Genomic DNA, 25,006 nt, shown 5'->3' with positions numbered 1-25,006 from the left:
CAAAGCTTAGTGTGCAGGCGCGCGCAGAGCCAATCGGCGCTGGCTATGAACCTTATAGCTTCAGTTGACCTATGGCCTTGTTAAGCGCGCCGGCCAGTGTCGCGAGTTCCGAACTGGTGGTGGCCGAACCTACGGTCTGCTGCACGGTTTGCTCGGTGACATCACGGATGCTGACCACGGCGCGGTTCATTTCCTCTGCCACCTGGCTCTGTTGTTCGGCAGCCACGGCGATCTGGGTGTTGCTTTCACGCATCTGCGCCACTGCGCCGGTGATCTCGGCCAATGCCGCACCTGCTTCCTGGGCCTGTTTTACACAATCGTCGGCTTTGTAGGAGCTTTCCTGCATGAACTCCACCGCATCCCGGGTGCCTGACTGCAGGGCAGACACCATGGTGGTGATCTCGTCGGTTGATGACTGAACGCGTTTGGCTAGGTTGCGCACCTCATCGGCCACCACGGCGAACCCGCGGCCCAGGTCACCGGCACGGGCCGCTTCTATGGCCGCGTTCAGTGCCAGCAGGTTGGTCTGCTCGGCAATGCTGTGAATGACGCTCACCACGCCATTGATCTTCTGGCTGTCTTCGGCCAGTTGACGGATCATTTCGGCGGTCTGCTGGACGCCGCTGGAAAGCCCGGCAATGGACGTCTGCACACGAGTGACCACGTCTTTTCCACTGCCGGCGAGCGTGTCGGCAGTCTGGGAGAGATCGCGAGTCGCTCCTGCATGCTGGGCGATATGGTAGACGGTGGCGGACATTTCATTGATGGCTGTCGCGGCTTGGTCGGTTTCGCTCTGCTGCCCCAGCATGCCGTGGCGCACGTCGTTCATGCTGGCCGCAAGACGCGCAGCACCTGAGTCGAGCTGTGCTGCAGTGGTGGCAACGGTGCTGACGATACGGTGGTAGGTACCCTGCATGGCATTGAAGGCGCCCGCCATCTGACCGACTTCGTCACCGCCGGCCAGGGGTACGCGAGCGGCCAGATCGCCGGTTTTTTCCACATGCAGCATCACGTCCTTGAGCGTGTTGAGCTGGCTGAGTAGAAAGCGGATCAGCAGTTGCGAAGCGGCGAGCATGGCCAGCATCAGAATCAGCACGCACACCGCATAATGCGAGAATCGATCGATGAAGACCTGGCGCAGGCTGGGTGACTGGGCAAGTACTGCGACGTAATGATCACCGCTTTGCAGCACATGAGCACCCTGTAATGGGTCTTGTCCCAACAGTTGGCTGGAGGGCAGTGCTACCCAGCCCTGTGCGCCGCGCAGGGCCTCCAGAGGCTCGCCGGCGAAGGAGGGCGTCTGCCCAGCACGCCAGGTGATGATGCTTGGCGAAAGAGGCAAAGGCTGGCTTTCGGGCCACGCCGCCAGCAGGCTTGCCTGGGCGGTGGCTTGGTGTACAGCCCCTTCAGCACGGGCGCGTTGCTCCAGGTGAACCGCGTACAGCACCAATAGCAACGTGGTCACGAAGGCTACGGCGTTGACCGCCCAGAACTTGTATTTCAGTGAAACATTGCTAAGCCAGGCACCCATGGGCAGGTCTTCTCTGAGTTGAGCGAAAACAATATTGGCAAGGTGCCATCATTGTGCCCAGAGCGACTCGGAGGGTGTTGATATGTATCAAGAGATATCAGGGTAGCTACGGTAATTTGAAGAATGCCTTGGCCGTGGCAGTGGTGTGCGCGGCGGTTTCTTGCAGGGTTTCCTTGCGGTGCAGCGCCACTTCTCGCAGCACTTCAGGCAGGTACGCGGGCTCGTTACGCCCGTTCTTGGGCTTAGGGCGCAGGCTGCGCGGCAGTAAATATGGCGCATCGCTCTCCAGCATCAAGCGGCCGGTTGGGATACTGCCCACCAGTCCATGCAGGTGCATCCCACGTCGTTCGTCACAGATCCAACCGGTGATGCCGATGTGCAGGTCCAGGTCCAGGTAGCTGAACAGGGCAGCACGTTCCCCGGTAAAGCAATGGACCACGGCTGCTTTCAACTGGTCGCGATACTCTTTCAGGATGGCCAGCAGGCGCTCGCTGGCGTCGCGCTCATGGAGAAACACCGGTAGCTGGCATTCCACGGCCAATGCCAGCTGGGCATGCAAGGCCTTTTCCTGAGCAGGGCGTGGAGAGAAGTCACGATTGAAGTCCAGGCCGCATTCGCCCACAGCGCGCACCCGCGGCTCGGCGAGCAGTTGGCGCATGTGCGCTTCGCTCTGGCTGTTCCAGCTGTTTGCATCGTGCGGGTGAACCCCGGCCGTCGCGAACAGGTGAGTTTGCGCGCTGTCCAGTTGCTGGCAAAGGTCAATTGCCTGTTCACTCACAGGCAGGCTGGTGCCTGTCAGAACCATTTGCGCGACGCCCGCTTCCAAGGCGCGGTTGACCACTTCCGCTTGGCGGTCATGGAAACTACTGTTGGTCAGGTTGACGCCAATATCGATCAATTGCATGGTGCTACCTCGTGCCGCAGGGACGCCAGCATAGCAAAAGCCCGTGCCGAACTGGCTGTCCAAGAACTTCGAGTCCAGGGCATGGTCTTTTTGACCTCAAGCCCAAACGTGGCGAACGTCATTTGGCTACCCACTCACGACGGATACCTTGAATGCCACGCTACTGGCTCATGTTCATGCTGCTGTTAGGGCTGCCCCTGGCCAGCCAGGCGCAGACGCAGGTACGTCCCCCGGGCCCGCAGCACCACATCCCGCCGGCCAATGCCCGCGATCTCCAGCACATTCGCAGCAGCAAGGTCTTGCGCGTGCTGGTCAATCAAAGCCGCAACAGCTCCGGCGAAGTGAAGGGCGAGCCGGTGGGCGTCGAATACTACCGCCTGCGCGCGCTCGAGCACTTCCTCAATGCCCGGGCACAGGACAGCCAGCGCATCGAACTCAAACTGATCCCCCGCGCCAAGGAGCAACTCCTGGGCGCGCTGGGGCGCGGGGAGGGCGATTTGGCCGCCCCAGGCGAACTGCTCGATCCTGCCACGGTGCGTAATGTCGTGGCGACTGCCCCAGTACGTGATCAGGTGGCGCTGGTGTTGGTCGGACGCAAGGGGGAGCGCACCTTCAGCCAGGCAGAACAGTTGTCAGGCCGCACCATCGCGCTGACCAGCGCAAGTGCCGCGGGCCCGGTGATTGAGCAACTGAACCAGCGCCTGGCCTTGCGCAAGCGCCCTGCGGTCAAGGTCGAGTGGGTGGATCCGACCCTGGCCATCGAGGATGTGCTGGAGATGGTCCAGGCCGGGATCTATCACTTGACCGTGGTCGAGCAGCCAATCGCCCGCCGCTGGTCAAAGGTCATGCCGAAGCTGCGTGTCAACCCACGCGTGCACCTGGGGCCCCCGCAAGCCATGCGCTGGTACGTTGGGCGTAACTCGCCGCAGTTTCAGGCATCGGTCGACCGCTTCCTACAAAACTATCGTGCCCCTGACAACGAGGATGCAGCGTTCGAGCGCATCTATCGGCGTCAGTACCGGGTACACAACCCGCTCGCCCGTCAGGACCGCCAGCGGTTAGCCTCGGTCAGTGCCGTGTTGAAAAAGCATGGCCAAGCGCAGCAGATCGACTGGCTCAACCTTGCCGCCTTGGCATTCAAGGAGTCGACCCTCAACCCGGCCGCGCGCGGGGCAGGGGGCGCACACGGGTTGATGCAGATCACGCCGGCAGCTGCCCAGCGGGTCGGGGTCAGCAACATCAAGACGGTGGACGGCAATGTCCAGGCCAGCGCGCGTTACCTGGCCCTGATCCGGCGCAAGTTCTTCTCCAGCCCCCGCATCAATGAGCGTGAGCGCATGGCGTTCGTATTGGCCGCCTACAACCTGGGCCCCGAGCGCGTGCAAGCCATGCGCGCCGAAGCGCGCAAGCGTGGGCTCAACGGTAACCAATGGTTCTTCCAGACCGAACGCATCGCCATGGAGCAGGTGGGCATGGGGCCGGTCAACTTCGTCAACAGCGTGAACAAGTACTTCCTGGCGTTCAATCGGGAACGGCGGGTGCTGGAGCCCAAGGGCAAGCACTGAGTAGGGCCGCACCGGAGCAGGCAATTGGCCAGAATCGGGCGCTTGCATGTTCGGTTCAATCGCTCTAGCATGACGCCTGCGCCGATTTAAACAGCTACTTGCGGGGCGCAGAGACGCCCCAGGGGTGTCCCGAAATACCGCTAAAGCGCTGGTTCGGTGACGCCTCCCACCGCTGCCCAGCGAGATTGGCGAGGCGGAGAATGCACCATGAGTTGCCCACGTACCAGCGTCTGTCTAAGCCCTCTGCCTGTCAGTCAGGCATCGCGTACCCCGCGCATCCTGCTTGGGGGGCCGCACCAGCCCACACTTTTGCGCCACCTCGAAGGTTTGTCCCGTCGAAGGGGCCAGGCCCGCGCATTCCTGATTCAGTTCGCCGAGACCGGTGAGCATTTCGCCCAGTATGCCGATGACCGGTTCGACCTTGCCGTAATTCAAGCACCCGCGCCCGAGGCCTCGGCCGAAGTGATCGGCCACCTGGTCCGTATCGCACGCCAAGGCCTGATCACGGCACGCTGAAAAGCCTGCCGTCCCGCGGCGGTGCAAAAGAATCAGGGTTTGACGAACCGGGGCGCGGTTTCGTGTGCGTCGTATTGAATGTCGGTGACGTCCCAGTAGGCTTCCCCCGTTGGCGTGCGCACCGTGATCTCGTCCCCGACGCATTTGCCTATGCAGGCCCGGGCCATCGGTGAATCGATGGAAATGAAGTCCTTGCGGTCGTAGATTTCATCCGCGCCGACGATTCGGAACCGCTTGCTTTCGTCCTCCTCGTTGGCGATGGTTACCCACGCCCCAAAGAACACTTTTCCTTCCTGCGCGGGCGAGTAGGGCACCACGCGCAGGTTCTCGATGCGCTTTCTAAGGTAGCGCACACGCCGGTCGATTTCCCTCAACCGTTTCTTGTTGTACTGGTAGTCCGCATTTTCACTTCGATCGCCTAGGGACGCTGCCCAGGTCACTTTGCGCGTGATCTCCGGTCGCTCATCGCGCCAAAGCCAGTCCAGTTCATCTTTAAGGGCTTGGTAGCCTGCTTCGGTGATGAGGTCAGTCGCCATGTGTGCCTTTTTCCGTATTCGAACCTGGCCGACAGGGTCGCTGCGCGCACGGGGAGGCGGCGCAGGGTAGCCGGGAGGCTACAGACGTTAACCGCCCAGCAGCGCCATGTACAAGCACTGGGTACTGTGGTTGGAAGAAGGGGCGATGGCTTGGGCCGGCAGAGCCTCCGTCCGCTTACTGCGGACGGGGGCGGTCAGGGCGCAGCTCCTGGGCATCAGGCCGTTTGGCCGTGGCCTTGTGGCGTCTGGCGCTTGGCAGGATCACCCAGCCACAGCATCAGGCAGGTACCGATCAAAAGAATCGATGCAACCGCGAAGAAAGGCAGCGTGAAGCTTTGCGTGGCATCTTTGATCAGGCCAATCAGGAATGGGCCGGTGAACCCGCCGAGATTGCCGATCGAGACGATCATGGCCAGGCCGCCAGCGGCCGCACGGCCAGTCAGAATGGTCGATGGAATGGCCCAGAAGGTCGCCTGGAAAGACAAAATCCCGGAGACCGCCATGCACAAGCAGGCGATCTTCATCACCGGCTGCTCAATCAACGCTGCGCCCACCAATGCCAAGGCCGCAAAAGCGAGCGCGCTGGCGACGTACGGAAGACGGTGCTCGCTGCGGTTGGCCAGGCGTGCCCATAGGGTCATGGCCGCTGCACCCAGCAGGTAAGGCAGTGCTACCACGAAACCTACGGTCCCGCTGGAAATACCCAGGCTCTTGATGATTTGTGGAAGCCACAGGCCGATGCCAATGGAGCCCACGATGCAGCAGAAATTGATCGCAGCCAGCGTAAACACCTTCGGATTGGTCAGTGCAGCGCGCAGGGTCGTGCCGTGGGATGCACCTATCGCTTGTTGCTCCTGAGCCAGGCGCTGAGTGAGCCAGGCTTTCTCCCGGGGCTTGAGCCACTTGGCCTTGGCCGGGGTGTCGACCAACACGAACAGGCAGGCAATGCCCAGCAGCACTGCCGGCATTGACTCGGTCACCAGCAGCAGCTGCCAGTTCTTGAGCCCCCAGACACCGTGCTGCTCCATCAGCCAACCCGACAACGGTGAGCCGACAATGTTGGCCACAGGGATGCCCAGCAGGAACGCCGCCGTGGCCTTGGCCCGCCACTTGCCTGGGAACCAGTAGGTGAAATACAGGTAGACCCCAGGGGTGAAGCCTGCTTCGGCCAGCCCCAGAAGGAACCGTGCGATGCTGAAGCTGATGGGCCCGGTGGCGAATGCGGTGGCCATCGAGATCAGACCCCAGGTGATCATGATCCGTGCGATCCATACCCGCGCGCCAAAGCGCTGCATCAGTAGGTTGCTGGGGATTTCAAACATGAAATAGCCGAAGAAGAACAGGCCCGCCGCCCAACCGAACATCGTCGCTGTCAGGCCCAGGTCCTGATTCATGCTGATGGCGGCGAACCCCACGTTCGTGCGGTCGAGGTAGCTGATCACGTAGCAGATGAAGATGAATGGCACCAGGCGCCAGAGGATCCGGCGCATCAGGCGTTCACCCTCGGCGTCACTGAGCGGCGCTTGTGCGCTAGGGTTTTCGTAAGTCATGTCGTCACTCTTTTTGTAGTTGTGGTGTGCGCTGACAGGCGCGTTCAGCTGTGGGAGAACATCGGCAATCCTGGTGTGTGGGTACGGACCTGCAGGATGCTGCCGGTCTCGGATTCGGTGATGAACAGCGTCTGGCCATCGTCGCCACCAAATGCCAGGTTGGTGTTGCTGATACCTGCGCAGGAGACGATGCGTTGCAGGGGCTCGGCGACCCTGGACAGCTTCCACACCGAGCCGAACCCGGTATGGGCGATGTACAGATTGCTCTGGGCGTCCAGGGCCAGACCGTCCGGGCCCCCGAGCCCACCGTGGAGCTGCGCGAAGACGCCAACTTTGCCGATCATCGAACCGTTGCCCAGCGGGATGCGCCAAATTTGCTGAGCGCGGGTGACCGCTATCAGCAGGTGGTTCAGATTGGGGTCATAGACGATGCCATTGGGGCTGGGAACAGTGTTGAGCAGGCAGCTCAGATTGCCTTGGGCATCGAGTTTGTAGACCCGTCCGGTGGGGTCCTGTAAGCCAGTCTGGCCTTGGTCGGTAAAGTACAGGTCGCCGTTGGGCGCAAACACGAGGTCGTTGACGCCCTTGAACCCTTCAGAACCGGCCGAATCGAGCAGCGGTTCGATGGTCCCGGAGTGCGGGTCGAGCACCATGAGCCCGCGCTTGTAGTCCGTGATGAAGATTCGTCCGTCCTGATGGATTTTCAGGCCATTGGGCCAGCCGTCGTACTGGCACACCAATTCCCACTCGCCTTGAGGTGAGATGCGGAAAATTCGGCCGTTGGGTATGTCCGTCACGTAAAGCCGACCTGATCGATCAAACGAAGGGCCTTCAAGGAACGAATCGATGGCCCGACCCTGGCGATTGGCGTTGGCCCAGGCGGTAGGCCGTGGGCTTCGGAAATGATCGGGCAGGCGCGTGAAAACGGTGGTCTCGACAGTCGGTGGGGCAGCGAAAAAGCTCATGCTCAGGCTCCTGGCCGCTGAGGGCACAAAAGGACAGGATCGTTGGGTTTTATGTTTTTAATGCAACGTCATTTCAAAATAAATCATGATTTGAAAAAATGCGAGAGGCTTGATCCGTGATTTTCACGCTTGACATGGTTGTACCGTTTATGAGTTTCTCTAAAGGAAATGGCGTTCCAAAATAAAAACAACTGGAGATTGCTATGCAGAAGCGCTCATTGCGTTTGAGTCGTCGCCTGACGCGGCCCTTGAAGGCCTTTTCATGGGTCTTGGCCCTAGGCGCGCTCGGCAGCCCCGCACTGGCCGAGCAAGACCGCGTAACCCTGGCGATCCAGTACGGCTACGCCTACTTGCCAGTCACCGTTGCTGACAAACTGGGCTTGTTCCGTCAGCAAGCCCAGGCCCATGGTCAGCCGCAAGCCTCTTTCGAGATCAAGCGCATCAGTGGTGCGCCAGCGATCAATGACGCGCTGATCAGTGGCAACGTCGATATCGGTGGTTATGGTTTGTCAGGCACGCTGATCGCCTGGGAAAAGACGCGTCGATCGTTGGATGTGCGAGCGTTGTGCGCACTGGTGGCAGGGGACAACGCGCTGTTCGTGAATGACCCTGCGATCAAGTCACTCGCCGATTTCAAAGCCGATGACAAGATCGCCGTCAGCTCTCCCAGTGGCCAGCAGGCATTGTTGCTGCAGATGGCTGCGCAGCGACAGTTTGGCCCTGATCAAATACACAAGCTCGATCACTTGATGGTGAGCCTGCCTCACCCCGATGCAATGTCCAGCCTGCTCAACAAGGCTGGGATCAAGGGCTATATCGGGCCCAATCCGTACAGCTATCAACTGGCCCAGGACCCTCGAGTAAGCAAGTTGTTCGACTTCTCGAGTGAGCTCGACAAGCGTATGACCAGCGGTGTCCTGACCAGCACAGGGCGCTTCGTCAAGAACAACCCCCAACTGAGTGCCGCGGTAGTAGCGGCGATCAACGAAGCCAATGCGTATATCCGCAAGGAACCACGCAAAGCCGCAGAGCTGTTCCTGGCCAGCGAGCCGTCCAGTCTGTCGCTCGATCAGGTCGAAGACATGCTGCGCCAGGTCAGCGGTGAGTGGTCCGTGCAGCCGAGCGGCGTCATGGCCTTGGCCGAGTTCATGGTGCGTTCGGGGGCCTTGAAAAAAGCCCCGGACAACTGGCAGTCGGTTTTCTTCGCACCGGTCGCTGATGGGGAGGGGAGCTGATGAGTCTGTTATCTCCCATCGCCGCCCCCTCACAGGCAAAGACCCGTGCGGTGCTTTGCGTGGATAACGTGACGTTGCAGTACAAGACCCGTGACCAATTGATCACCGCGACTCACCAGGTCTCTTTTGACGTACAGCGCAATGACCGCTTTGTCCTGCTGGGGCCATCAGGCTGCGGCAAATCGAGCCTGCTCAAGAGCGTCGCAGGATTTATCGAACCCGTGGCAGGCCAGATCTGCCTGGATCGACAGGTAATCCGGGAGCCTGGCCCTGATCGCATGATGGTTTTCCAGGAGTTCGATCAGTTGATGCCATGGAAGACGGTAATGGCCAACATCATGTTCCCGATGCAGATGACAAGGCGATTTCCACGCACCGAAATTACCGAACGCGCGGCGCGTGCCGCCGCCAAGGTGGGCCTTGAAAAATTCAAGGATGCTTATCCGCACCAGTTGTCAGGCGGGATGAAGCAGCGGGTTGCCATCGCCCGAGCGCTGGCAATGGAGCCTGCGATGCTGTTGATGGATGAACCCTTCGCCGCGCTTGATGCGTTGACCCGACGCCGCATGCAGCAAGAGCTGCTGGAACTGTGGGAGCAAGCACCGTTCACCCTGATGTTCGTGACCCACTCGATCGACGAGGCCATTGTTCTGGGTACAAGAATCCTGGTCCTGACGCCACACCCTGGGCAGGTACGCGCAGAACTCGATGCCAGCGCATTTGGCTTCGCCGACCAGGGCAGCGAGCTGTTCGCTCAACTGCACCAGCGTATCAGCCATATGCTTTTCGGCCACACGGAGACAGCCCATGGATAAGCCTTCGATCCAGCCACGCGCCGATGTGGAGTATGCACCGGTGCCACCGGGACAGGTAGGGGACATCGCTCGGCAACTGGGGCTGGTAGAGCGTGTTCTCGCTCATACCGGGATACGCCGGGCGTTGGTGCTGGTGATGTTGGCCCTGATATGGGAACTCTATGCCCGTTATCTGGACAACCCGCTGATGTTCCCAGCCTTCAGCGAGACCGTAGTGGCGATGGTTGGGGACCTGCTCAATGGTGTACTGCCCCAGGCCGTGTTCAGCTCACTCAAGGTACTTTTGATGAGCTATGCCGTGGCCATCGGTTTGGCAGCGATCCTGACCTCACTGGCCGTGTCGACCCGCTTGGGCACGGACGTACTGGCGACACTCACTGCGATGTTCAACCCGCTGCCAGCCATTGCGATCCTGCCCCTGGCCATGCTGTGGTTCGGTTTGGGCATACAGAGCCTCATGCTGGTGATTGTGCATTCGGTACTGTGGGCCGTCTCGCTCAATACCTATTCCGGTTTTCAATCTGTCAGCCAGACCCAACGCATGGCAGGGCGTAACTATGGCTTGCGCGGCTTGCGCCTGGTCACGCGTATTCTCATCCCCGCTGCTGTACCGTCCATTCTGGCGGGACTGAAAATCGGCTGGGCGTTTGCCTGGCGCACCCTGATCGCCGCCGAGCTGGTATTCGGGGTGTCCGGTAATTCCGGAGGCCTGGGCTGGTATGTCTTCCAGCACCGCAACGCGTTGGAAACGCCTAACGTCTTTGCCGGTTTGCTGATGGTCATCGTCATCGGATTGGTGGTCGAAGGACTGGTATTTCGCAGCATCGAACTTGTCACCGTGCGCCGCTGGGGCATGCAGGGCTAAGTGCTTCACCGCATCGATGCCCCTTCATGCCAGCCCCAGCGGATGGCATGGAGGGATATCGGTGCGGCGAACAGGAGATGAACATGCAAACACCCCACGCCCCCGTGCGGCCGCAGTGGCTTGCCCAGTGGCGCGAAGCCGCCCTGGAGCCTGAGCGCGTCATCATCGACGCTCACCACCACCTGTGGGACCGCCCCGGCCAGCGCTACCTTGCCGAAGACTACCTGGCCGACCTGGCGTGTGGTCATCGGGTGGTGGGTTCCATTTACGTGCAGTGCCGCTCGATGCTGGCTGTCGATCGTCCAGAGGCCTTCCAGCCGGTAGGTGAGGTGGAATACGTCAACGGTGTCGCTGCCTACAGTGCCAGCGGCCTGCTGCAGGACTTGCGGCTATGTGCGGCCATTGTGGCAGGCGCCAATCTGTCGCTTGGCGATGCGGTAGCGCCGGTGCTCGACGAGATGCTGGCCCGTGCTGGGACGCGCCTGCGCGGTATTCGCAACACCACTGCCTGGCATGCCGATCCGAGGCTGATTTCCAACCCCAAGCCGCCACCTCCCGGCGTGCTTCTGGAACCTGCGTTTCACCGAGGTGTTGCTCAGCTTCAACAGCGTGGGCTGGTACTGGATGTCTGGGCTTACCACACCCAGCTCGATGAAGTGCTTGAGGTCGCCCGAGCCTTTCCCGACCTGCTGATCGTCGTTGATCACCTCGGCGGGCCGCTGGGGGCTGGCCCATACGTCGGTCAACGCGATGCGGTGTTCATGCAGTGGTCAGCAGGTCTTTGCCGGTTGGCGCAATGTCCGAATGTGCGACTGAAGCTAGGGGGGTTGGGTATGAAAGTCGCGGGGTTCGACTACCACCTTGCCCTAAAACCGCCAAGCTCGGTCATCCTGGCGGAGCAATGGCGACCCTATCTGTTGCATGCCATAGATTGCTTCGGCGTGGAGCGTTGCATGTTCGAAAGCAACTTCCCGGTGGACAAGGGCATGTTCGGCTACGACGTGTTGTGGAACGCGTTCAAGCGTGTAGTGACAGACTTTACCGAACCTGAAAAGAATCGGCTGTTCAGCGGGACTGCCCGTGAGACCTATCAGCTCATGAGCTGAGCGGTTGATTCACCTGATTGCAGGCCAGCTCCCAACCAGATGGGCTCGTTCAGCCGGCGTTCCTTCGATGCAGAATTCGCAACATTGCAACCGACGTGGTCAGCTGTGATGGCGGTCGTCGGGGCATTGCCAGATAATGGACGCTTTCAATGCCGCCAATGACTTGCATCATTCACAGGTGAGGAACTTTCGATGGTAAATGTCCGGCCGCGTCCAGCGGTTAATGGAGTGGCTTCGGCCGACCGCGTGCTGACGGTGCTTTCTGCGTTTCAGGTGGGGGACACGGCGCTGACGCTGGTCGAGCTTGTCGAGCGCACCGGGCTGATCAAAAGTACCATCATGCGCCTGATGGTTTCGCTTGAGAATCACGGCTATGTCAACCGCATGGCCGACGGTCGCTATCAACTGGCCAGTGAAGTGATGCGACTTAACGCCGTGTACGAAGAGGGTATCGATCTGGAGCGGCACGTGATGCCCAGGCTGCACCTTCTGGCCGAGCGTACGGGTGAAACGGCGTCGTTCTACGTGCGCCACGGGGCCTACCGCATGTGTCAGTACCGGGTGAATTCCCCCCATCGTCTACGCATGCACGTTCAACCTGGCGATATGCGTCCGATGGACGATGCTGCCGGCGCCCAGGCATTGCGCACACCGTTTGCCAGCGGCATCACCATGCAGCAGCCGTTCTTCTCGATGGGGGCCACGGACCCGCATGCGGCTTCGGTAGCCTTTCCCGTCTACGGGGCAGGTGATGAATTGGTCGGTGCATTGGTGCTGTCAGGCCCTTCAAGCCGCTTGACGCCAGAGTGTGTCGAGGCGATCAACGACGTCTTTCTCGACGCAACCCGCGATCTGATGCGCAGCCTCGGTTGCAAGGCCGCCTAGTCTTCAATGCCTCTTCAGGTAGCCGTTTACCGCCGTTGAACAATGCGCGGTCTTGATTCGAAAGCCTGGTGATCTGCGAGGCTTCTCGACCCTTCAAGCGCCAGGCACGTCACGCTTGGCGACCTTCCCATTGGGTGCGCTTGCAACCAACGCAAATAGGCTTGGCGCAAGCCTGGGCCTGCGCCTAAGCTAATTCCAAAAAGATATTTATAAAAGATTTTTAAGATCGATTAGATTTAACTCGATCGGCGCGATTCGCTGCGTTCGCCGATCAGCTTGCAGCCGCTCGATCATTCAGGTCGCAGGCTAGCGGCTTAATCCATCTCACCCCCTGAAGCCAGCGCCTGCTTGCAACAGTGGTTTCATGCTCGGAGTCCCCCGTGACAATCAATCAGAGTGCCTTGGCCGAGAAGTCCCTTCCGTCTCGCCACGTTATCGCTCGTCCTGACAACGACAGAGGGCGTGGCGTCGATGCCGTCCTTGAGTTCAGGGGCGTTACCAAGGCCTATCCTGGCGGCGCATCCGTGTTGCCCGCTGTCGATCAGGTCAACTTGGAAGTGCGGCGGGGAGAGGTGCTGTGCTTGATGGGCACATCCGGCAGCGGAAAGTCCACGTTACTTCGGCACATCAACCGCCTGATAAAGCCCTCCAGTGGCGAAGTCCTGGTCGATGGTCAGGCCATCGGCGACCTGGACGCAAGGGCGCTGCGAGCGTTGCGGTCCCGGCGTATCGGCATGGTCTTCCAGCACTTCGGGCTGTTACCCCACCGCACCGTACTGGACAATATCGCATTACCATTGGAATTGCGGGGTACCCCAGAAGCGGTTCGTCATGCAGCGGCCAAGGTGCAGCTACGCGCAGTCGGGCTGGAGGGCTGGGCCGAGCATTATCCCCACCAGCTGTCCGGCGGCATGCAGCAGCGGGTCGGCCTGGCGCGGGCTTTGGTGAGCGAACCGGACATCCTGCTGATGGACGAGCCCTTCAGCGCGCTCGATCCTACCATTCGACGAGACCTGCAAAATCACTTCATGGCGTTAGTCCGTGAGCGCGGTATTACCACCTTGTTGGTTACGCATGACCCCGCAGAGGCCCTGCGCCTGGGTGATAGGATCGCGATCATGCGCCAAGGTCGCCTCGTTCAGGTCGGTACCCCAGCGCAATTGCTGGAAGCACCGGCCGACAGCGAAGTGGCCGACTTCTTTCAGGACCACACCAAGGTCATGCCGCGCGCACGTTCCGTCGCCCCTGCGGCTCCGAAAGAAAACCCCCGAGCAATGCCTGGCCGCACCGTCGTTGGCCGCTGGCAAGCCCTGTTGATGGGGCCTGCGGCGCTGGCCGCCGCCGGCAGAGGCGGCGCCTTCTGGCTCTGCTTGGCCACTGAACTCGCAGCGCTTGCGGTATTGGCCCAGAGCATCGTCGGTTCATCGACGTTGGCAGCCCTGGCGGCCCTGGCCGTATTCGTGACGAACCGAATCATAGCGGCCTCGTTGAGTCGCCAACCGGTGTCGCTCTCCGAGTCAGGCTGGGCGGTGCCGCTTGCAGTACTGATGGTGAGTCAGGTGCTGGTGATCTGGCGTGTGTTTGCACCCGAGACAGGTCACGTTTTGCAGCAGTTTCCGGCTGACCGCCAGCTGATGTTGCAGGTGGCCCAGAGCATCGACCAGTTCATCGCATGGTCGCAGGTGAACTTCGAGCGTGCTTTCATCGGGGTCATCTACATCGTACGCGGCGTCATCGACGGTATCGAGAGTGGGCTGGGCTGGCTGCCTTGGCCCGTTCCTGCCTTGGCGCTGGTACTTCTGGCTTGGCGCTCGGCTGGAACGACGCTTGCGCTGACCAGCACTGCGGCAGTCTTGTACATCGGTCTGTTCGGCTTCTGGGAGCGCACTGTCTCCACCTTGGCGCTGGTCGGCTCTTCGGTATTGATTGCATTGCTCATCGGCGTTCCGACCGGGATCCTGCTGGCCAAGCGCGCGCGGGTGCGACGGCTGGTCACACCGCTACTGGATGTGATGCAAACGCTGCCAACGTTCGTTTATCTGATCCCTGCAGTGGCCTTTTTCTCGGTAGGCAAGACCCCGGCCGTGATCGCCACGGTGGTTTTCGCCCTGGCGCCGATGATCCGTCTGACATCGCTGGGCATCCAGGAAGTACCCAAGGAAACCGTCGAGGCAGCGCTCGCCCATGGCGCAAGCCCTTGGCAAGCGCTGCTCAAGGTGGAGTTGCCGTTGGCACGCCGGTCACTGTTGCTGGGTATCAATCAGACCATCGTCATGAGCCTGTCGATGGTCGTGGTCGCCGCGCTGATCGGCGCTGGTGGGCTGGGCTACGACGTCATGACTGCGCTGCGCAACATCAAAGGCGGGGAGGGCGTGCTGGCAGGCGTGGCGATAGTGCTGTGCGCGCTCATACCCGACCGGATCATTCAATCGAGCTTGCGCCAGCAAGACCCTCTTCGTACCTGAACACAGCGAGAACCCACATGAACAGACACCTGCCCAGCAAACTGGGGACCGCCGCACTGCTGGTTTCCCTTATCTTGCCTGCAGCAGCATCGGCGAAGGAATCGATCGTCATCGGTGAGCAGAACTGGACCGGCGCGATTGCCATTCAACACATCCTGGGCGAAGTCATTCAGAGCCGTCTGGATGGCGAAGTTTCTTACCTGGCAGGCGATGTGCCTGTGCTATTGAGCGCTGCGGCAAAAGGGGATGGCTCGGTTGACGTGCTGACCGACATCTGGCTGCCGAACCAGTCGGCGGCCTGGGCCAAGTACGTCAGCGGTGGGACCAAGTCCTTGGTACCCAATGCCCATCCCTACAGCGGTGTTCAGGGCTTCTACATCCCGGGTTACCTGCAGGACAAATACGGCGTCAAGTCCATCTACGATCTCAACAAGCCTGAAGTGGCCAAGCTGTTCGAGCCGTTGGGCGGTGGCCAGGCGCAATTGCTGGTGGGCCCTGCGGGTTGGGAGTCCACCTACATTGGCCAGATCAAGGCCAAGGATTACGGCTTTGCCGACAAGTTCGAAGCGATCTCGACCGAGGCCTCGGTGACGTACGCCAAGCTGGCGTCAGCCTACAAAGCGCAGCGCGGTGTGGTGTTCTACGCCTACACGCCCGATTGGGTGTTTTCGGCATTCGACCTGCGGCGCCTGGAAGAGCCGGCGTTTGACGGCTATGCCCAGGACAACAAGAAGGGTGACCCGCTTTACAAGGCCGATGGATGCTGGAAGTTCATAAGCCCTACAGTAGACGCCGATTGGCTGAACAAGAGCAAGATCACCTGCGCGTTCCCCGATGCCAAGGTCTATGTGCTTGCATCCGCTGGGCTGCAAAAACGCGCGCCGAAGGTCGCAGCGTTCCTGCACAATTTCGCCATTGACCCCAGCGATCTCAATGCGTTGATACTGAAGATCGAAAAGGAACAGGTACCTGCTGATGTCGCAGCCAAAGCTTGGATCCAGGATCATCAGGCCACCGTCGATCAATGGCTGGCCGCAGCTCCCGCACAGGGCCAAGCCCAATGAGCCAGAGTCCGATTCACCTGCTTGACGGCGGAATGGGGCGGGAACTCAAGCGCAGCGGAGCGCCTTTCAGGCAACCGGAATGGTCAGCGCTCGCGCTGATCGAGTCCCCAGAGCACGTGCTCCAGGCGCACGAGGCGTTCATAAGGGCCGGCGCGCGGGTCGTGACGACCAACAGTTATGCTGTGGTGCCTTTTCACCTAGGCCAGACGCGCTTCGCCGAGCAGGGGCGAGCGCTTGCCGATCGCGCAGGGCGGCTTGCTCGCCAAGCGGCTTCGCAAAGCGCTGTCCCTGTACGCGTCGCCGGCTCGCTGCCGCCGGCGCTCGGGTCTTATCGACCCGACCTGTTCGACCATCAGGCTTCTGTGGCCATCCATCAGGAGCTGATTGCAGGGCTGCAAGAGCATGTAGACGTATGGCTGGCTGAAACGCAAAGCTCAACGGCCGAAGTGCAGGCCGCTGCCCAGGCGCTGGGTGAGCGTTCCAAGCCGCTGTGGGTGTCCTATACGCTGATCGATGATGCCGATCACGCGCCACGTTTGCGTTCAGGGGAGTCGGTGGCTGATGGCGTGCGCTGCGCCCTCTCGGTCGGAGCCAAGTCAGTGCTGTTCAATTGCAGTCAGCCTGAGGTCATGGGGGCTGCGTTGGAGCAGGCTCAGGCCGTCCTTGGCGGTATTGAGCAGCGTGTGGAGCTGGGGGTTTATGCCAACGCTTTCCCGCCTGTGTCGCAAGAGGCCGAGGCCAACACTACGTTACTGGACATCCGTGCAGACCTCGGGCCTGAGCCCTACCTGGACTGGGCCAGAATCTGGGTCGCCGCAGGCGCCACGATCATAGGCGGGTGCTGTGGTATCGGCCCTGAACATATCGAACAACTTCATAGACACTTCGCGATTGAGCCAGAGGGCATCACCTCATGACGGACAGACAACCACAGCAACGTGTGGAGCAGGCGACTTTTGGTGCGGGCTGCTTCTGGGGCGCCGAATCGGCCTTCCGGGCTTTGCCGGGTGTAGTAGACAGCCGAGTGGGCTTTGCGCGATCGGCCCAAGGGGAGGCTGACATGATCGAGGTGGTCCAGGTCGACTTCGATCCAGGCCTGACGTCGTACAGCCAACTGGTGGGGCATTTCTGGGCGCTGCATGATCCTACGTCGGTCGACCGTCAGGGCACGGATATTGGCGTCAAATATCGCTCTGCGCTTTTCGTGAGTAACCTTGCTCAGGCTGAATTGGCACAAGCCGCCAAGCACTACTTGGAGGCCTCAGGGAAACTGAGCAAGCCAGTGGCGACCGTCATCTTGCCATTGGGTGACTTTCAGTTGGCTGACCAGGACCAGCAGCGGTATTTGGAGAAGCACGGCCTGGGCAGCTGCTCGCTGTAAGCCTGGCATGTCGCCAAGACGGTCCTGCGTCACGCAGAACCGTCCTCGCTTCACCCTTCACGCAGGACCGCCAGCGGTGAGGCGTTAAGTGCGCGGCGAGTGCCGAGCACACCCGCGCAGCCGACCAGTAGCGCGCCTGCAACGGGCATCAGCAGCAACCACGGGTGCAGGCTCCACGGCAGTGCGAAAGCGTAGTGATACAAGACGAAGGTGATCAGTTCGCACCCCAGCGCCGCCAGCAAACCGCTCAGTGCACCCAGCAAGCCGAATTCGATGCGCCGTGTCCTGGTCAGCAATTGGCGTTGGGCCCCCAGGGCACGCAACAGTGCACCTTGACGAATGCGCTCATCCAAGGTGGCTTGAAGGCCTGCGAACAAAACGGCCATTCCTGCGGCCAGTACGAACAGCAGCACGTACTCTACAGCCAGCGTGACCTGAGCAAGTATGCTGCGTAGCTGGGCGAGCAATGCATCGACCTGAAGGATGGTCACCGCAGGAAATGCGCGTGACAGGGCGACGATTTCCTGATCATGCCCGGGTGCGAGGTAAAAACTCGTCAGATAGGTGGTAGGCAGCCCTTGCAACGTACCGGGTTGGAAGATCATGTAGAAATTGGGCTGAAAGCTGTCCCAGTGAACGCTGCGCAGACTGGTCACCTTGGCCTGGCGCTGCTGGCCCCCAATATCGAACGTGAGCCTGTCCCCCAGTTTCAGCTGAAGGCTTTCGGCGAGCTGGGCCTCCACCGATACGCCAGGTACATCGTCATCGCTTGGTGATCCTTGCCACCAATGACCACCGGTCAATTGATTGCCGTCAGGCAACTGCGCCGCCCATGTCAGGCTCAGGTCCCGTTGTACGGCGCGTTCGCCTGCAGAGTCCTTCGTGACGATCTGTTGGACCGGCTGCTGGTTGATCTTGATCAGCCGCCCAGGTGTGACTGGGTACAGGGGAGCCGCAGCGGCGTTGATCTGTTTGAGCTGTTGGGCGAAGCGGTCCTGGTCGTCAGGCAGAATATTGAGTGCGAAATGATTCGGGGCATCTTCAGGCAGCTGTGCCTGCCAAGTGTCGAGCAGCTCCGCACGCAGCAGCGCGACCAGGCCCATGGCGAGCAGGATCAGCCCGAAAGCCAAGGCCTGCCCGGCGGCGGCCGTGGGGTGGCGAAGCAACTGCCCCAGCCCCAGGCGCCAGGCCAGCGGCGCCCCTGACAGGAGTCGACGCAGGCTGCGCAAACCCAGCCACAGCAACCCGCCCAGCACCAGGGCTGCCGCCAGGCCGCCTGCCAGGAGTGCGAAGGTGAGCAGCAGGTCAAGGCTCAATCGCCACATGATAAGCCCCAGGGCGAACAGGGCTGCACCGTAGACCAGCCAGCTACTGGGAGGTACAGGGAGCAGGTCACGACGCAGCACCCGCAACGGGGGCACTTTACCCAAGGCTGCAATCGGCGGCAGAGCAAAGCCTGCCAGCGCGACCAGCCCCGTGGCGACGCCAGCCAAGGCCGGCCACAGGCTCCCTGGCGGTACGTCGCTGGGCAGTAATCCGTGCAGCAGCTTGAACAAACCCAGCTGCGCAAGCCAGCCCACTGCGGCGCCAACGATCGCAGCTGCAAGCCCGAGCATGGCCAGCTGCAGGCTGTACAGAAGCAGCGCCTGGCGCCGCGACAGGCCCAGGCAACGCAGCAGGGCGCTGGCGTCCAGGCGCCTGGCGGCATAGCGACTGGCAGACAGCGCCACGGCGACACCGGCCAGCAATACTGCAACGAGGCTGGCCAGGTTCAGGTAACGCTCGGCTTTGCCCAATGCGCCGCCGATCTGCTGGTTGCCATCGCGGGTGTCGCGCAACCGCTGGCTGGCCGAAAGCGTGTTCTCGACGCTGGCGCGGTATTGCGCCAATGCCTCGGCAGGGCCGCTCCACAGGTCACGGTATGTCACGCGGCTGCCGGGTTGCACCACGCCGGTCGCTGGCAGGTCCGCCAGGTTCATCATCACCCGTGGGGTCAAGCTATAGAAGTTGTTTGCCCGGTCCGGTTCATAGGTCAGCACGCGGCTCATGCGCAGGGTCTTCATGCCCACATCGATGCTGTCGCCGATGTTCATGCCCAATGCCGCCAGCAGCCGTGGCTCTACCCACACCTCGCCGGCTGCCGGCCCACCGCCTGGCTTTTCCTCGGCATAAGGCTCGGCGGCGCTGCGCACCTGGCCGCGCAATGGGTAGGCGGTATCGGCGGCCTTGACCCCCGCGAGCTGGATACCGTTATCTGCGCCCACCACGCTGGTGAACTCGACCACCTGCGCGTGATGCAGCCCCAAAGCCTCGCCGATTGCAATCTGTGGCGCCGCGGCTGGGGCGCTGCCCTGCAGTACCAGGTCAGCGCCCAGGAACTCAGTGGCGCGCAATTGCATGGCGGCATTGAGCCGGGCGCCGAAATACCCGATGGCGGTACTGGCCGCCACGGCGACCAGGAGCGAAAAGAACAATACCCGCACTTCGCTGGCCCGAAGATCGCGCAGCAGCTGTCGCCAGGCCAGCCCCAGCAGGCGCGCCGCCGGCATGCCCTTCATCCGGCCTCCAAGGGGCTGACCAACTGGCCCGCATCCAGGCGGATATGGCGGTGGCAACGGCGAGCCAGCCGCTCGTCATGGGTCACCAGGATCAAGGTGGTGCCGCGCTCCTGATTCAGTTCGAACAGCAGGTCGCTGATGCGCTCGCCGGTATGGCTGTCGAGGTTGCCCGTCGGTTCGTCGGCAAACAGTACGGCGGGCTGAGCAGCAAAAGCACGGGCAAGAGCCACCCGCTGTTGCTCACCGCCCGACAGTTGCCGCGGCGTATGGGTAAGCCGTTGCCCTAACCCTACGCGTTCGAGCAAGGTGCGCGCGTGATCGCGCGCGTCTGCGCGACCATGCAGTTCCAACGGCAACATCACGTTTTCCAGCGCATTGAGGCTGTCGAGCAGCTGGAACGACTGGAACACAAAGCCCACGTGCTCGGCCCGGATGCGGGCCCGCTGGTCCTCATCGAGCACGCCTAGGTCGTGCCCGGCGAGCGTCACCGAACCTTGGCTGGGCTGATCGAGCCCGGCCAGCAGCCCAAGCAGGGTCGATTTGCCTGAACCTGAGGCGCCGACGATGGCAAGGCTGTCCCCTGCGGCCAGCGCCAGCGACATGGGGTGCAGGATGGTGAGTTCACCTTCCGCGCTGGTGACCACTTTGCTAAGGTGCTGCGCAACGAGCATGCTGGGGCCCATGGAGAATCCGATGCGAATGTGGTTGATGAGTGCCGGTCTGGCCCTGTATTGCCTGGCCCAGAGCGCGACTGCGGGAACGGTGCTGATTGTCGGTGATAGTATCAGCGCAGGTTTTGGCCTGGATACCCGCGAAGGTTGGGCATCCTTGTTGCAGACCCGCCTGCGTCAGGAAGGTTTCGACGACAAGGTGGTCAACGCCTCGATCAGTGGCGACACCAGTGCCGGCGGGCAAGCGCGGCTGCCAGCGTTGCTGGCGGCGCACACGCCCGAGGTGGTGGTGCTGGAGTTGGGGGGCAACGATGGGTTGCGCGGCCAGCCGCCAGCGCAACTGCGACAGAACCTTGCCGCGATGATCGATCAGTCGCGCCAGGCAGGTGCCAAGGTCTTGCTGCTGGGCATGCAGTTGCCTCCCAACTATGGCGTCCGCTATACCACTGCTTTCGCCGAGGTGTACAAGGAGTTGGCCAAGGACAAGCAGGTAGCACTGGTGCCGTTTTTCCTGGAAGGGGTTGGCGGCGTTCCTGAGTTGATGCAGGCAGACGGCATCCATCCTGCCCAGGGCGCCCAGCAGCGGCTGCTGGAAAACGCCTGGCCGGCGCTCAAACCCTTGCTCTGACGCTTTAAACGGGGGCGGGTTTGGGCTAATGTTGCGCCCCCCGTTCCGAGTACCCCCGATGCCGCGCCCTGCCTGGTCCCTTTTCGCCTACCAATTGATCGAGCCCGACGAACAGCTTGACCTGTTCGCCTGCCAGGAAAGTCGCGTTCACCTGGTCGCGCGGCAGCTCGAACTCGGCGTGCCGGTGGACAGAACATTGTGCGGGGGGCTGTTGCCTGCGCACCCTCGCTGGTCCGGCGTGCCACGCACCATCTATCGCGATACCCGGCTGTGCGAGCTGTGCCGCGCCATTCTCGATGCGCAGCGGCGAGGCATGCGACCGGTCTGGCCACAATTGCAGGCGGTCTGAGGCGCGCACCTTTCATCATCTGTAACCGCGTCCGGCTCAGGATGCCTCCCGCTGTCTGGGGTGGGGGTGTACAATCATGCCTTTCGTCCCACCTCCCAAAGGATTTACCGGATGTCGCCGCGCTTTCCCGCCGTCACTCGTAGCCTGTCCCTGGCCGCCTTGCTGGTAGCGGGGCCCGCTGTCGCACTGGAGTTGCCACTGCCGCCACCTGGGGACGACATCGTCGGTCAGGTGCATGTGATCAAGGCCAAGTACGAAGATACATTCGCCGATATCGGTACGGCCAATGACCTGGGCTATCTGGAGATGATCGCCGCCAACCCGGGTGTCGATCCCTGGCTGCCTGGCGCAGGCACCGAAATCATCTTGCCCACGCGCTACATCCTGCCACCGGGTCCTCGTGAAGGTATCGTCATCAACCTTGCCGAGTACCGCTTGTATTACTACCCCAAAGGCGAGAATGTGGTGCACACCTTCCCGTTGGGGATCGGTCGCGAAGGCTGGGGCTCGCCGATTGCCAATACCAAGATCATCGCCAAGACGCCAAACCCTACCTGGACGCCGCCGGCGTCGATCCGGGCCGAGCATGCAGCCGATGGCGACATCTTGCCTGCCGTGGTTCCAGCAGGCCCGGACAACCCGCTTGGGCCCTTCAAGTTCACCCTGGGTGTACCGGGTTACTTGATCCATGGCTCAAACAAGAAATTCGGGATCGGCATGCGTACCAGCCATGGCTGCTTCCGCATGCTCAACAACAACGTACTGGAACTGTCGGGCATGGTGCCGGTGGGCACTCCTGTTCGCATCATCAACGAACCGTACAAGTTCGGGTTGAGCGGGGGCAAGGTATACCTCGAAGCCCACACGCCGCTGGATGATCAGGGCAATCCGTCGGTGGTCGACAAGCATACGGCGGTCATCAACGCGTTGCTCAAGCGTGAAGACCTGGCCAATAACCTGCGCATGAACTGGGACATGGTCCGCGACGTCGTGGCTGCCGAAGATGGCATGCCGGTGGAGATTGCCGTGCCCGTCGACAATCAGAGCGCTACGCCCATGGTCTCGACGCTTCCCGAGGAGATACAGTAACCCTCTCTGCGAACTGCGTTGACGGCAACGTAGTGCGCAATCGCGCCTCGGTGTCAAAAAATCGCAAAAAAAAGCCGACCCCAAAGGGGTCGGCTTCATAACAGCCCCAAGGGACTATTATTTGCGGCTGGCTTTGTCCAGCATGCGCAGTGCGCGCTCATTGGCTTCGTCAGCGGTCTGCTGAGCTTTCTGAGCGGCTGCCAGTGCGTCGTCAGCCTTGCGGTAGGCTTCATCGGCACGAGCTTGTGCGCGGGCTGCTGCGTCTTCAGTTGCAGTCAGGCGAGCTTCGGTTTCTTTGGAGACGCTGCTGCAACCGGTAGCCAGAACTGCGGCCAGAGCCAGAGCAGAGAATTTCAGAACGTTGTTCATCGTGTTCCCCTTCAAGGACTTTCTATTAATGAGCCATCTCTCAGAAAAGAGAAACTGGCCGGCGTACATAGTACCCATTACTTGTAGTAAGTAAACTGACTGAACGCAAGAACTGCAAAAAAAAAACAGTGCGCAGTTTCTGCGCCAGCCGAGGGGCGCGGCTCATCGCCCCGAGCCAGCAGGGTAACTCTGCACTAACGGCAACTTTCATGTTGAACTAAGGGTGACTTCTACTGTCTTTGCGCGTCTTAGTCCTACATGATTTGCCGGCACTGTCAATGTCACACTTAACAGCGTAAGCCGTTAATGGCTGGCTTTCATCCGAGCGCTTTACTTGAGTAATCCTTCGGTAAGCGCCTAGTATGTGGGTCTACAGAAAACCCGAACGAACGCAGACGTCCAGCGGTCCAACGCGCAATAGACGATGCATGTGCCAAGTGTGCCGGGTATTGACCATCGGTTAGGCTATGGGTCTGCCAAAAAGGCCCGCGAGGAGTAGTGATGAGCGAAGCGCTGACCATCCACCATGACCAGGCGGGTCATCAGTTCGAGACCAATGTGGACGGTCATCGTGCCTATCTGACCTACATGGACTTGGGTAAGCAGACGCTGGACATCTACCGCACCTTCGTACCCAACGCCTTGCGCGGGCGTGGGATCGCAGCTGCCCTTACCGAGCGCGCGCTGCAATATGCCGAGCAGATGGGCTACACGGTGATACCGTCCTGCTCGTACGTGGAGCGTTACATGGAGCGTCAGCAGCGTCACGCCAGCAAGGTGTGATCGCTGCTTTGAACATTAGGGCCTGAACGGCCCCCAAAGGTCTCAGGCGCGATTGCGCTGAGGGAGGACGTCCTTCAACTTCGCGCGCATGCTGCGCAGCGTCTTCTCGGTCGCCGACCAGTCGATGCAGGCGTCCGTCACCGAAACGCCATACTGCAGCTGGGACAAGTCCTTGGGAATGGATTGGCAGCCCCAGTTCAGGTGGCTCTCGACCATCAACCCGATAATCGATTGGTTGCCCTCCAGAATCTGGTTCGCCACGTTTTCCATCACCAGCGGTTGCAAGGCCGGGTCCTTGTTGGAGTTGGCATGGCTGCAATCGACCATGATGTTGGCCTTGATCTTGGCCTTGGCCAGGTCTTGTTCGCACAGGGCGACGCTGACCGAGTCGTAGTTGGGTTTGCCATTACCGCCGCGAAGCACGACATGCCCGTAGGGGTTACCCTTGGTGGTCACGATGGAGACGCCACCTTCCTGGTTGATCCCCAGGAACCGGTGCGGCTTGGACACCGACTGCAGGGCGTTGATAGCGACGGTCAAGCCGCCGTCGGTACCGTTCTTGAAGCCGACGGCCGACGACAGGCCAGAGGCCATTTCGCGGTGGGTCTGCGACTCGGTGGTACGGGCACCGATGGCTGACCAGCTGATCAGATCCTGCAGGTATTGCGGGGAAATCGGATCCAGTGCCTCAGTGGCCGTGGGCAAGCCCATTTCGGCGAGGTCCAGCAGCAGCTTGCGACCGATATGCAAACCATCCTGGATCTTGAAGGAGTCGTCCAGATATGGGTCGTTGATCAGGCCCTTCCAGCCCACGGTGGTACGCGGTTTTTCAAAATATACCCGCATGACCAGGTACAGCGTGTCGGACACTTCTTCGGCCAGGGCCTTCAGGCGCGCTGCGTATTCATGCGCGGCCTTGATGTCGTGGATGGAGCAGGGGCCGACCACGACGAACAGGCGGTGATCCTTGCCATCGAGAATATTGCGCACCACGTCTCGGCCAGCAGTCACGGTCTGCAGGGCCTGGGCGCTAAGGGGGATTTCCTTCTTGAGCTGGTCGGGGGTGATCAGCGTCTCGTTGGATGCAACGTTCAAGTCATCGATCGGTAAATCAGCCATCGTGTTACTCGTCAGGTCACGGGTGCCGGCCGCCAGCTATCCCCGTGCGGCCCAGCA

Annotated in this window: 24 protein-coding genes; 15 read left to right on the top strand and 9 right to left on the bottom strand. The window is 61.1% G+C overall.

Going from position 1 to position 25,006, the window contains the following annotated elements:
• Positions 1-52: 52 nt before the first annotated feature.
• A complete protein-coding gene (locus tag FS777_RS10555; RefSeq protein WP_078478799.1) occupies positions 53-1,531 on the bottom strand; it encodes a methyl-accepting chemotaxis protein in 1,479 nt (492 codons plus the stop codon).
• Between the two features lie 106 nt (positions 1,532-1,637).
• On the bottom strand, positions 1,638-2,435 hold the full coding sequence (locus FS777_RS10550) for a TatD family hydrolase (RefSeq protein ID WP_078478798.1): 798 nt from the start codon (positions 2,433-2,435) through the stop codon (positions 1,638-1,640).
• A 152-nt stretch (positions 2,436-2,587) separates the two neighbouring features.
• Between FS777_RS10550 and FS777_RS10545 the strand changes: the two genes are divergently transcribed.
• A complete protein-coding gene (locus tag FS777_RS10545; RefSeq protein WP_145255368.1) occupies positions 2,588-4,000 on the top strand; it encodes a transglycosylase SLT domain-containing protein in 1,413 nt (470 codons plus the stop codon).
• Between the two features lie 207 nt (positions 4,001-4,207).
• The gene (locus tag FS777_RS10540; protein ID WP_058637409.1) at positions 4,208-4,516 is read left to right on the top strand and encodes a hypothetical protein; all 309 of its coding nucleotides are present in this window, start codon (positions 4,208-4,210) and stop codon (positions 4,514-4,516) included.
• A gap of 32 nt (positions 4,517-4,548) precedes the next feature.
• Here the strand turns inward: FS777_RS10540 and greB are convergent, their stop codons facing one another.
• The 3 genes from greB to FS777_RS10525 form a co-directional block, all read right to left on the bottom strand.
• Positions 4,549-5,052, bottom strand: coding sequence for a transcription elongation factor GreB (gene greB, locus FS777_RS10535; protein ID WP_058603791.1), 504 nt, complete (start codon positions 5,050-5,052; stop codon positions 4,549-4,551).
• A gap of 215 nt (positions 5,053-5,267) precedes the next feature.
• Positions 5,268-6,602 carry an MFS transporter gene (locus FS777_RS10530; protein ID WP_058637408.1) on the bottom strand — a complete coding sequence of 445 codons (1,335 nt, stop codon included), beginning with the start codon at positions 6,600-6,602 and terminating at the stop codon, positions 5,268-5,270.
• 44 nt (positions 6,603-6,646) lie between these two features.
• Positions 6,647-7,567, bottom strand: a complete 921-nt coding sequence (locus tag FS777_RS10525) for an SMP-30/gluconolactonase/LRE family protein (RefSeq protein ID WP_058637407.1) — start codon at positions 7,565-7,567, stop codon at positions 6,647-6,649.
• Positions 7,568-7,770: 203 nt separating this feature from the next.
• Here FS777_RS10525 and FS777_RS10520 point away from each other — a divergent pair, with 203 nt between their 5' ends.
• From FS777_RS10520 to msrA, 9 genes are all read left to right on the top strand, one after another.
• Positions 7,771-8,802, top strand: a complete 1,032-nt coding sequence (locus FS777_RS10520; protein ID WP_078478795.1) for an ABC transporter substrate-binding protein — start codon at positions 7,771-7,773, stop codon at positions 8,800-8,802.
• Positions 8,802-9,617, top strand: a complete 816-nt coding sequence (locus FS777_RS10515) for an ABC transporter ATP-binding protein (protein WP_145255365.1) — start codon at positions 8,802-8,804, stop codon at positions 9,615-9,617. Before FS777_RS10520 ends, FS777_RS10515 begins: the two co-directional genes overlap by 1 nt.
• Positions 9,610-10,482, top strand: a complete 873-nt coding sequence (locus FS777_RS10510) for an ABC transporter permease (RefSeq protein WP_145255362.1) — start codon at positions 9,610-9,612, stop codon at positions 10,480-10,482. The genes FS777_RS10515 and FS777_RS10510 overlap by 8 nt, the downstream gene beginning before the upstream one ends.
• A gap of 83 nt (positions 10,483-10,565) precedes the next feature.
• Positions 10,566-11,588, top strand: coding sequence for an amidohydrolase (locus FS777_RS10505; RefSeq protein ID WP_078478793.1), 1,023 nt, complete (start codon positions 10,566-10,568; stop codon positions 11,586-11,588).
• 192 nt (positions 11,589-11,780) lie between these two features.
• Complete coding sequence (locus FS777_RS10500) at positions 11,781-12,473, top strand: IclR family transcriptional regulator (RefSeq protein ID WP_078478792.1); 693 nt, start codon at positions 11,781-11,783, stop codon at positions 12,471-12,473.
• Positions 12,474-12,907: 434 nt separating this feature from the next.
• A complete protein-coding gene (locus FS777_RS10495) occupies positions 12,908-14,938 on the top strand; it encodes an ATP-binding cassette domain-containing protein (RefSeq protein WP_256675165.1) in 2,031 nt (676 codons plus the stop codon).
• 17 nt (positions 14,939-14,955) lie between these two features.
• Positions 14,956-16,002 carry a glycine betaine ABC transporter substrate-binding protein gene (locus tag FS777_RS10490; RefSeq protein ID WP_058637402.1) on the top strand — a complete coding sequence of 349 codons (1,047 nt, stop codon included), beginning with the start codon at positions 14,956-14,958 and terminating at the stop codon, positions 16,000-16,002.
• Positions 15,999-16,919 carry a homocysteine S-methyltransferase family protein gene (locus tag FS777_RS10485; protein ID WP_145255359.1) on the top strand — a complete coding sequence of 307 codons (921 nt, stop codon included), beginning with the start codon at positions 15,999-16,001 and terminating at the stop codon, positions 16,917-16,919. Before FS777_RS10490 ends, FS777_RS10485 begins: the two co-directional genes overlap by 4 nt.
• On the top strand, positions 16,916-17,383 hold the full coding sequence (gene msrA / locus FS777_RS10480) for a peptide-methionine (S)-S-oxide reductase MsrA (protein WP_145255356.1): 468 nt from the start codon (positions 16,916-16,918) through the stop codon (positions 17,381-17,383). The genes FS777_RS10485 and msrA overlap by 4 nt, the downstream gene beginning before the upstream one ends.
• A 50-nt stretch (positions 17,384-17,433) precedes the next feature.
• Here the strand turns inward: msrA and FS777_RS10475 are convergent, their stop codons facing one another.
• Both FS777_RS10475 and FS777_RS10470 read right to left on the bottom strand, forming a co-directional pair.
• Positions 17,434-19,941 carry an ABC transporter permease gene (locus FS777_RS10475; protein WP_145255353.1) on the bottom strand — a complete coding sequence of 836 codons (2,508 nt, stop codon included), beginning with the start codon at positions 19,939-19,941 and terminating at the stop codon, positions 17,434-17,436.
• Positions 19,938-20,624: an ABC transporter ATP-binding protein gene (locus tag FS777_RS10470; RefSeq protein WP_145255350.1), complete on the bottom strand. Its 687-nt coding sequence runs from the start codon at positions 20,622-20,624 to the stop codon at positions 19,938-19,940. The genes FS777_RS10475 and FS777_RS10470 overlap by 4 nt, the downstream gene beginning before the upstream one ends.
• Positions 20,625-20,634: 10 nt before the next feature.
• On the opposite strand from FS777_RS10470, the gene FS777_RS10465 reads away from it, so the two are divergent.
• From FS777_RS10465 to FS777_RS10455, 3 genes are all read left to right on the top strand, one after another.
• Positions 20,635-21,240: an arylesterase gene (locus FS777_RS10465; RefSeq protein WP_145255347.1), complete on the top strand. Its 606-nt coding sequence runs from the start codon at positions 20,635-20,637 to the stop codon at positions 21,238-21,240.
• Between the two features lie 58 nt (positions 21,241-21,298).
• The gene (locus FS777_RS10460; RefSeq protein WP_058603804.1) at positions 21,299-21,589 is read left to right on the top strand and encodes a hypothetical protein; all 291 of its coding nucleotides are present in this window, start codon (positions 21,299-21,301) and stop codon (positions 21,587-21,589) included.
• A gap of 111 nt (positions 21,590-21,700) precedes the next feature.
• Positions 21,701-22,678, top strand: coding sequence for a L,D-transpeptidase family protein (locus tag FS777_RS10455; RefSeq protein ID WP_078478787.1), 978 nt, complete (start codon positions 21,701-21,703; stop codon positions 22,676-22,678).
• Positions 22,679-22,795: 117 nt separating this feature from the next.
• On the opposite strand, the gene oprI is transcribed toward FS777_RS10455, so the two are convergent.
• Positions 22,796-23,047, bottom strand: coding sequence for an outer membrane lipoprotei OprI (gene oprI, locus FS777_RS10450; protein WP_003259780.1), 252 nt, complete (start codon positions 23,045-23,047; stop codon positions 22,796-22,798).
• Positions 23,048-23,548: 501 nt separating this feature from the next.
• Here oprI and FS777_RS10445 point away from each other — a divergent pair.
• On the top strand, positions 23,549-23,830 hold the full coding sequence (locus FS777_RS10445; protein WP_023536046.1) for a GNAT family N-acetyltransferase: 282 nt from the start codon (positions 23,549-23,551) through the stop codon (positions 23,828-23,830).
• Positions 23,831-23,872: 42 nt separating this feature from the next.
• On the opposite strand, the gene FS777_RS10440 is transcribed toward FS777_RS10445, so the two are convergent.
• A complete protein-coding gene (locus FS777_RS10440) occupies positions 23,873-24,949 on the bottom strand; it encodes a 3-deoxy-7-phosphoheptulonate synthase (protein ID WP_058603806.1) in 1,077 nt (358 codons plus the stop codon).
• Positions 24,950-25,006 lie beyond the last annotated feature (57 nt).

Origin of the sequence: Pseudomonas sp. DE0157 (assembly GCF_007678615.1) — a bacterium.
Taxonomy (GTDB): Bacteria; Pseudomonadota; Gammaproteobacteria; order Pseudomonadales; family Pseudomonadaceae; genus Aquipseudomonas; species Aquipseudomonas parafulva_B.
This window is presented reverse-complemented; position numbering and strand designations above follow the sequence as displayed.

Coding starts and splice junctions, on each gene's coding strand:
- FS777_RS10555 (WP_078478799.1), bottom strand. CDS start 1,531: ATGGGTGCCTGGCTTAGCAATGTTTCACTGAAATACAAGTTCTGGGCG.
- FS777_RS10550 (WP_078478798.1), bottom strand. CDS start 2,435: ATGCAATTGATCGATATTGGCGTCAACCTGACCAACAGTAGTTTCCAT.
- FS777_RS10545 (WP_145255368.1), top strand. CDS start 2,588: ATGCCACGCTACTGGCTCATGTTCATGCTGCTGTTAGGGCTGCCCCTG.
- FS777_RS10540 (WP_058637409.1), top strand. CDS start 4,208: ATGAGTTGCCCACGTACCAGCGTCTGTCTAAGCCCTCTGCCTGTCAGT.
- greB (WP_058603791.1), bottom strand. CDS start 5,052: ATGGCGACTGACCTCATCACCGAAGCAGGCTACCAAGCCCTTAAAGAT.
- FS777_RS10530 (WP_058637408.1), bottom strand. CDS start 6,602: ATGACTTACGAAAACCCTAGCGCACAAGCGCCGCTCAGTGACGCCGAG.
- FS777_RS10525 (WP_058637407.1), bottom strand. CDS start 7,567: ATGAGCTTTTTCGCTGCCCCACCGACTGTCGAGACCACCGTTTTCACG.
- FS777_RS10520 (WP_078478795.1), top strand. CDS start 7,771: ATGCAGAAGCGCTCATTGCGTTTGAGTCGTCGCCTGACGCGGCCCTTG.
- FS777_RS10515 (WP_145255365.1), top strand. CDS start 8,802: ATGAGTCTGTTATCTCCCATCGCCGCCCCCTCACAGGCAAAGACCCGT.
- FS777_RS10510 (WP_145255362.1), top strand. CDS start 9,610: ATGGATAAGCCTTCGATCCAGCCACGCGCCGATGTGGAGTATGCACCG.
- FS777_RS10505 (WP_078478793.1), top strand. CDS start 10,566: ATGCAAACACCCCACGCCCCCGTGCGGCCGCAGTGGCTTGCCCAGTGG.
- FS777_RS10500 (WP_078478792.1), top strand. CDS start 11,781: ATGGTAAATGTCCGGCCGCGTCCAGCGGTTAATGGAGTGGCTTCGGCC.
- FS777_RS10490 (WP_058637402.1), top strand. CDS start 14,956: ATGAACAGACACCTGCCCAGCAAACTGGGGACCGCCGCACTGCTGGTT.
- FS777_RS10485 (WP_145255359.1), top strand. CDS start 15,999: ATGAGCCAGAGTCCGATTCACCTGCTTGACGGCGGAATGGGGCGGGAA.
- msrA (WP_145255356.1), top strand. CDS start 16,916: ATGACGGACAGACAACCACAGCAACGTGTGGAGCAGGCGACTTTTGGT.
- FS777_RS10475 (WP_145255353.1), bottom strand. CDS start 19,941: ATGAAGGGCATGCCGGCGGCGCGCCTGCTGGGGCTGGCCTGGCGACAG.
- FS777_RS10470 (WP_145255350.1), bottom strand. CDS start 20,624: ATGGGCCCCAGCATGCTCGTTGCGCAGCACCTTAGCAAAGTGGTCACC.
- FS777_RS10465 (WP_145255347.1), top strand. CDS start 20,635: ATGCGAATGTGGTTGATGAGTGCCGGTCTGGCCCTGTATTGCCTGGCC.
- FS777_RS10460 (WP_058603804.1), top strand. CDS start 21,299: ATGCCGCGCCCTGCCTGGTCCCTTTTCGCCTACCAATTGATCGAGCCC.
- FS777_RS10455 (WP_078478787.1), top strand. CDS start 21,701: ATGTCGCCGCGCTTTCCCGCCGTCACTCGTAGCCTGTCCCTGGCCGCC.
- oprI (WP_003259780.1), bottom strand. CDS start 23,047: ATGAACAACGTTCTGAAATTCTCTGCTCTGGCTCTGGCCGCAGTTCTG.
- FS777_RS10445 (WP_023536046.1), top strand. CDS start 23,549: ATGAGCGAAGCGCTGACCATCCACCATGACCAGGCGGGTCATCAGTTC.
- FS777_RS10440 (WP_058603806.1), bottom strand. CDS start 24,949: ATGGCTGATTTACCGATCGATGACTTGAACGTTGCATCCAACGAGACG.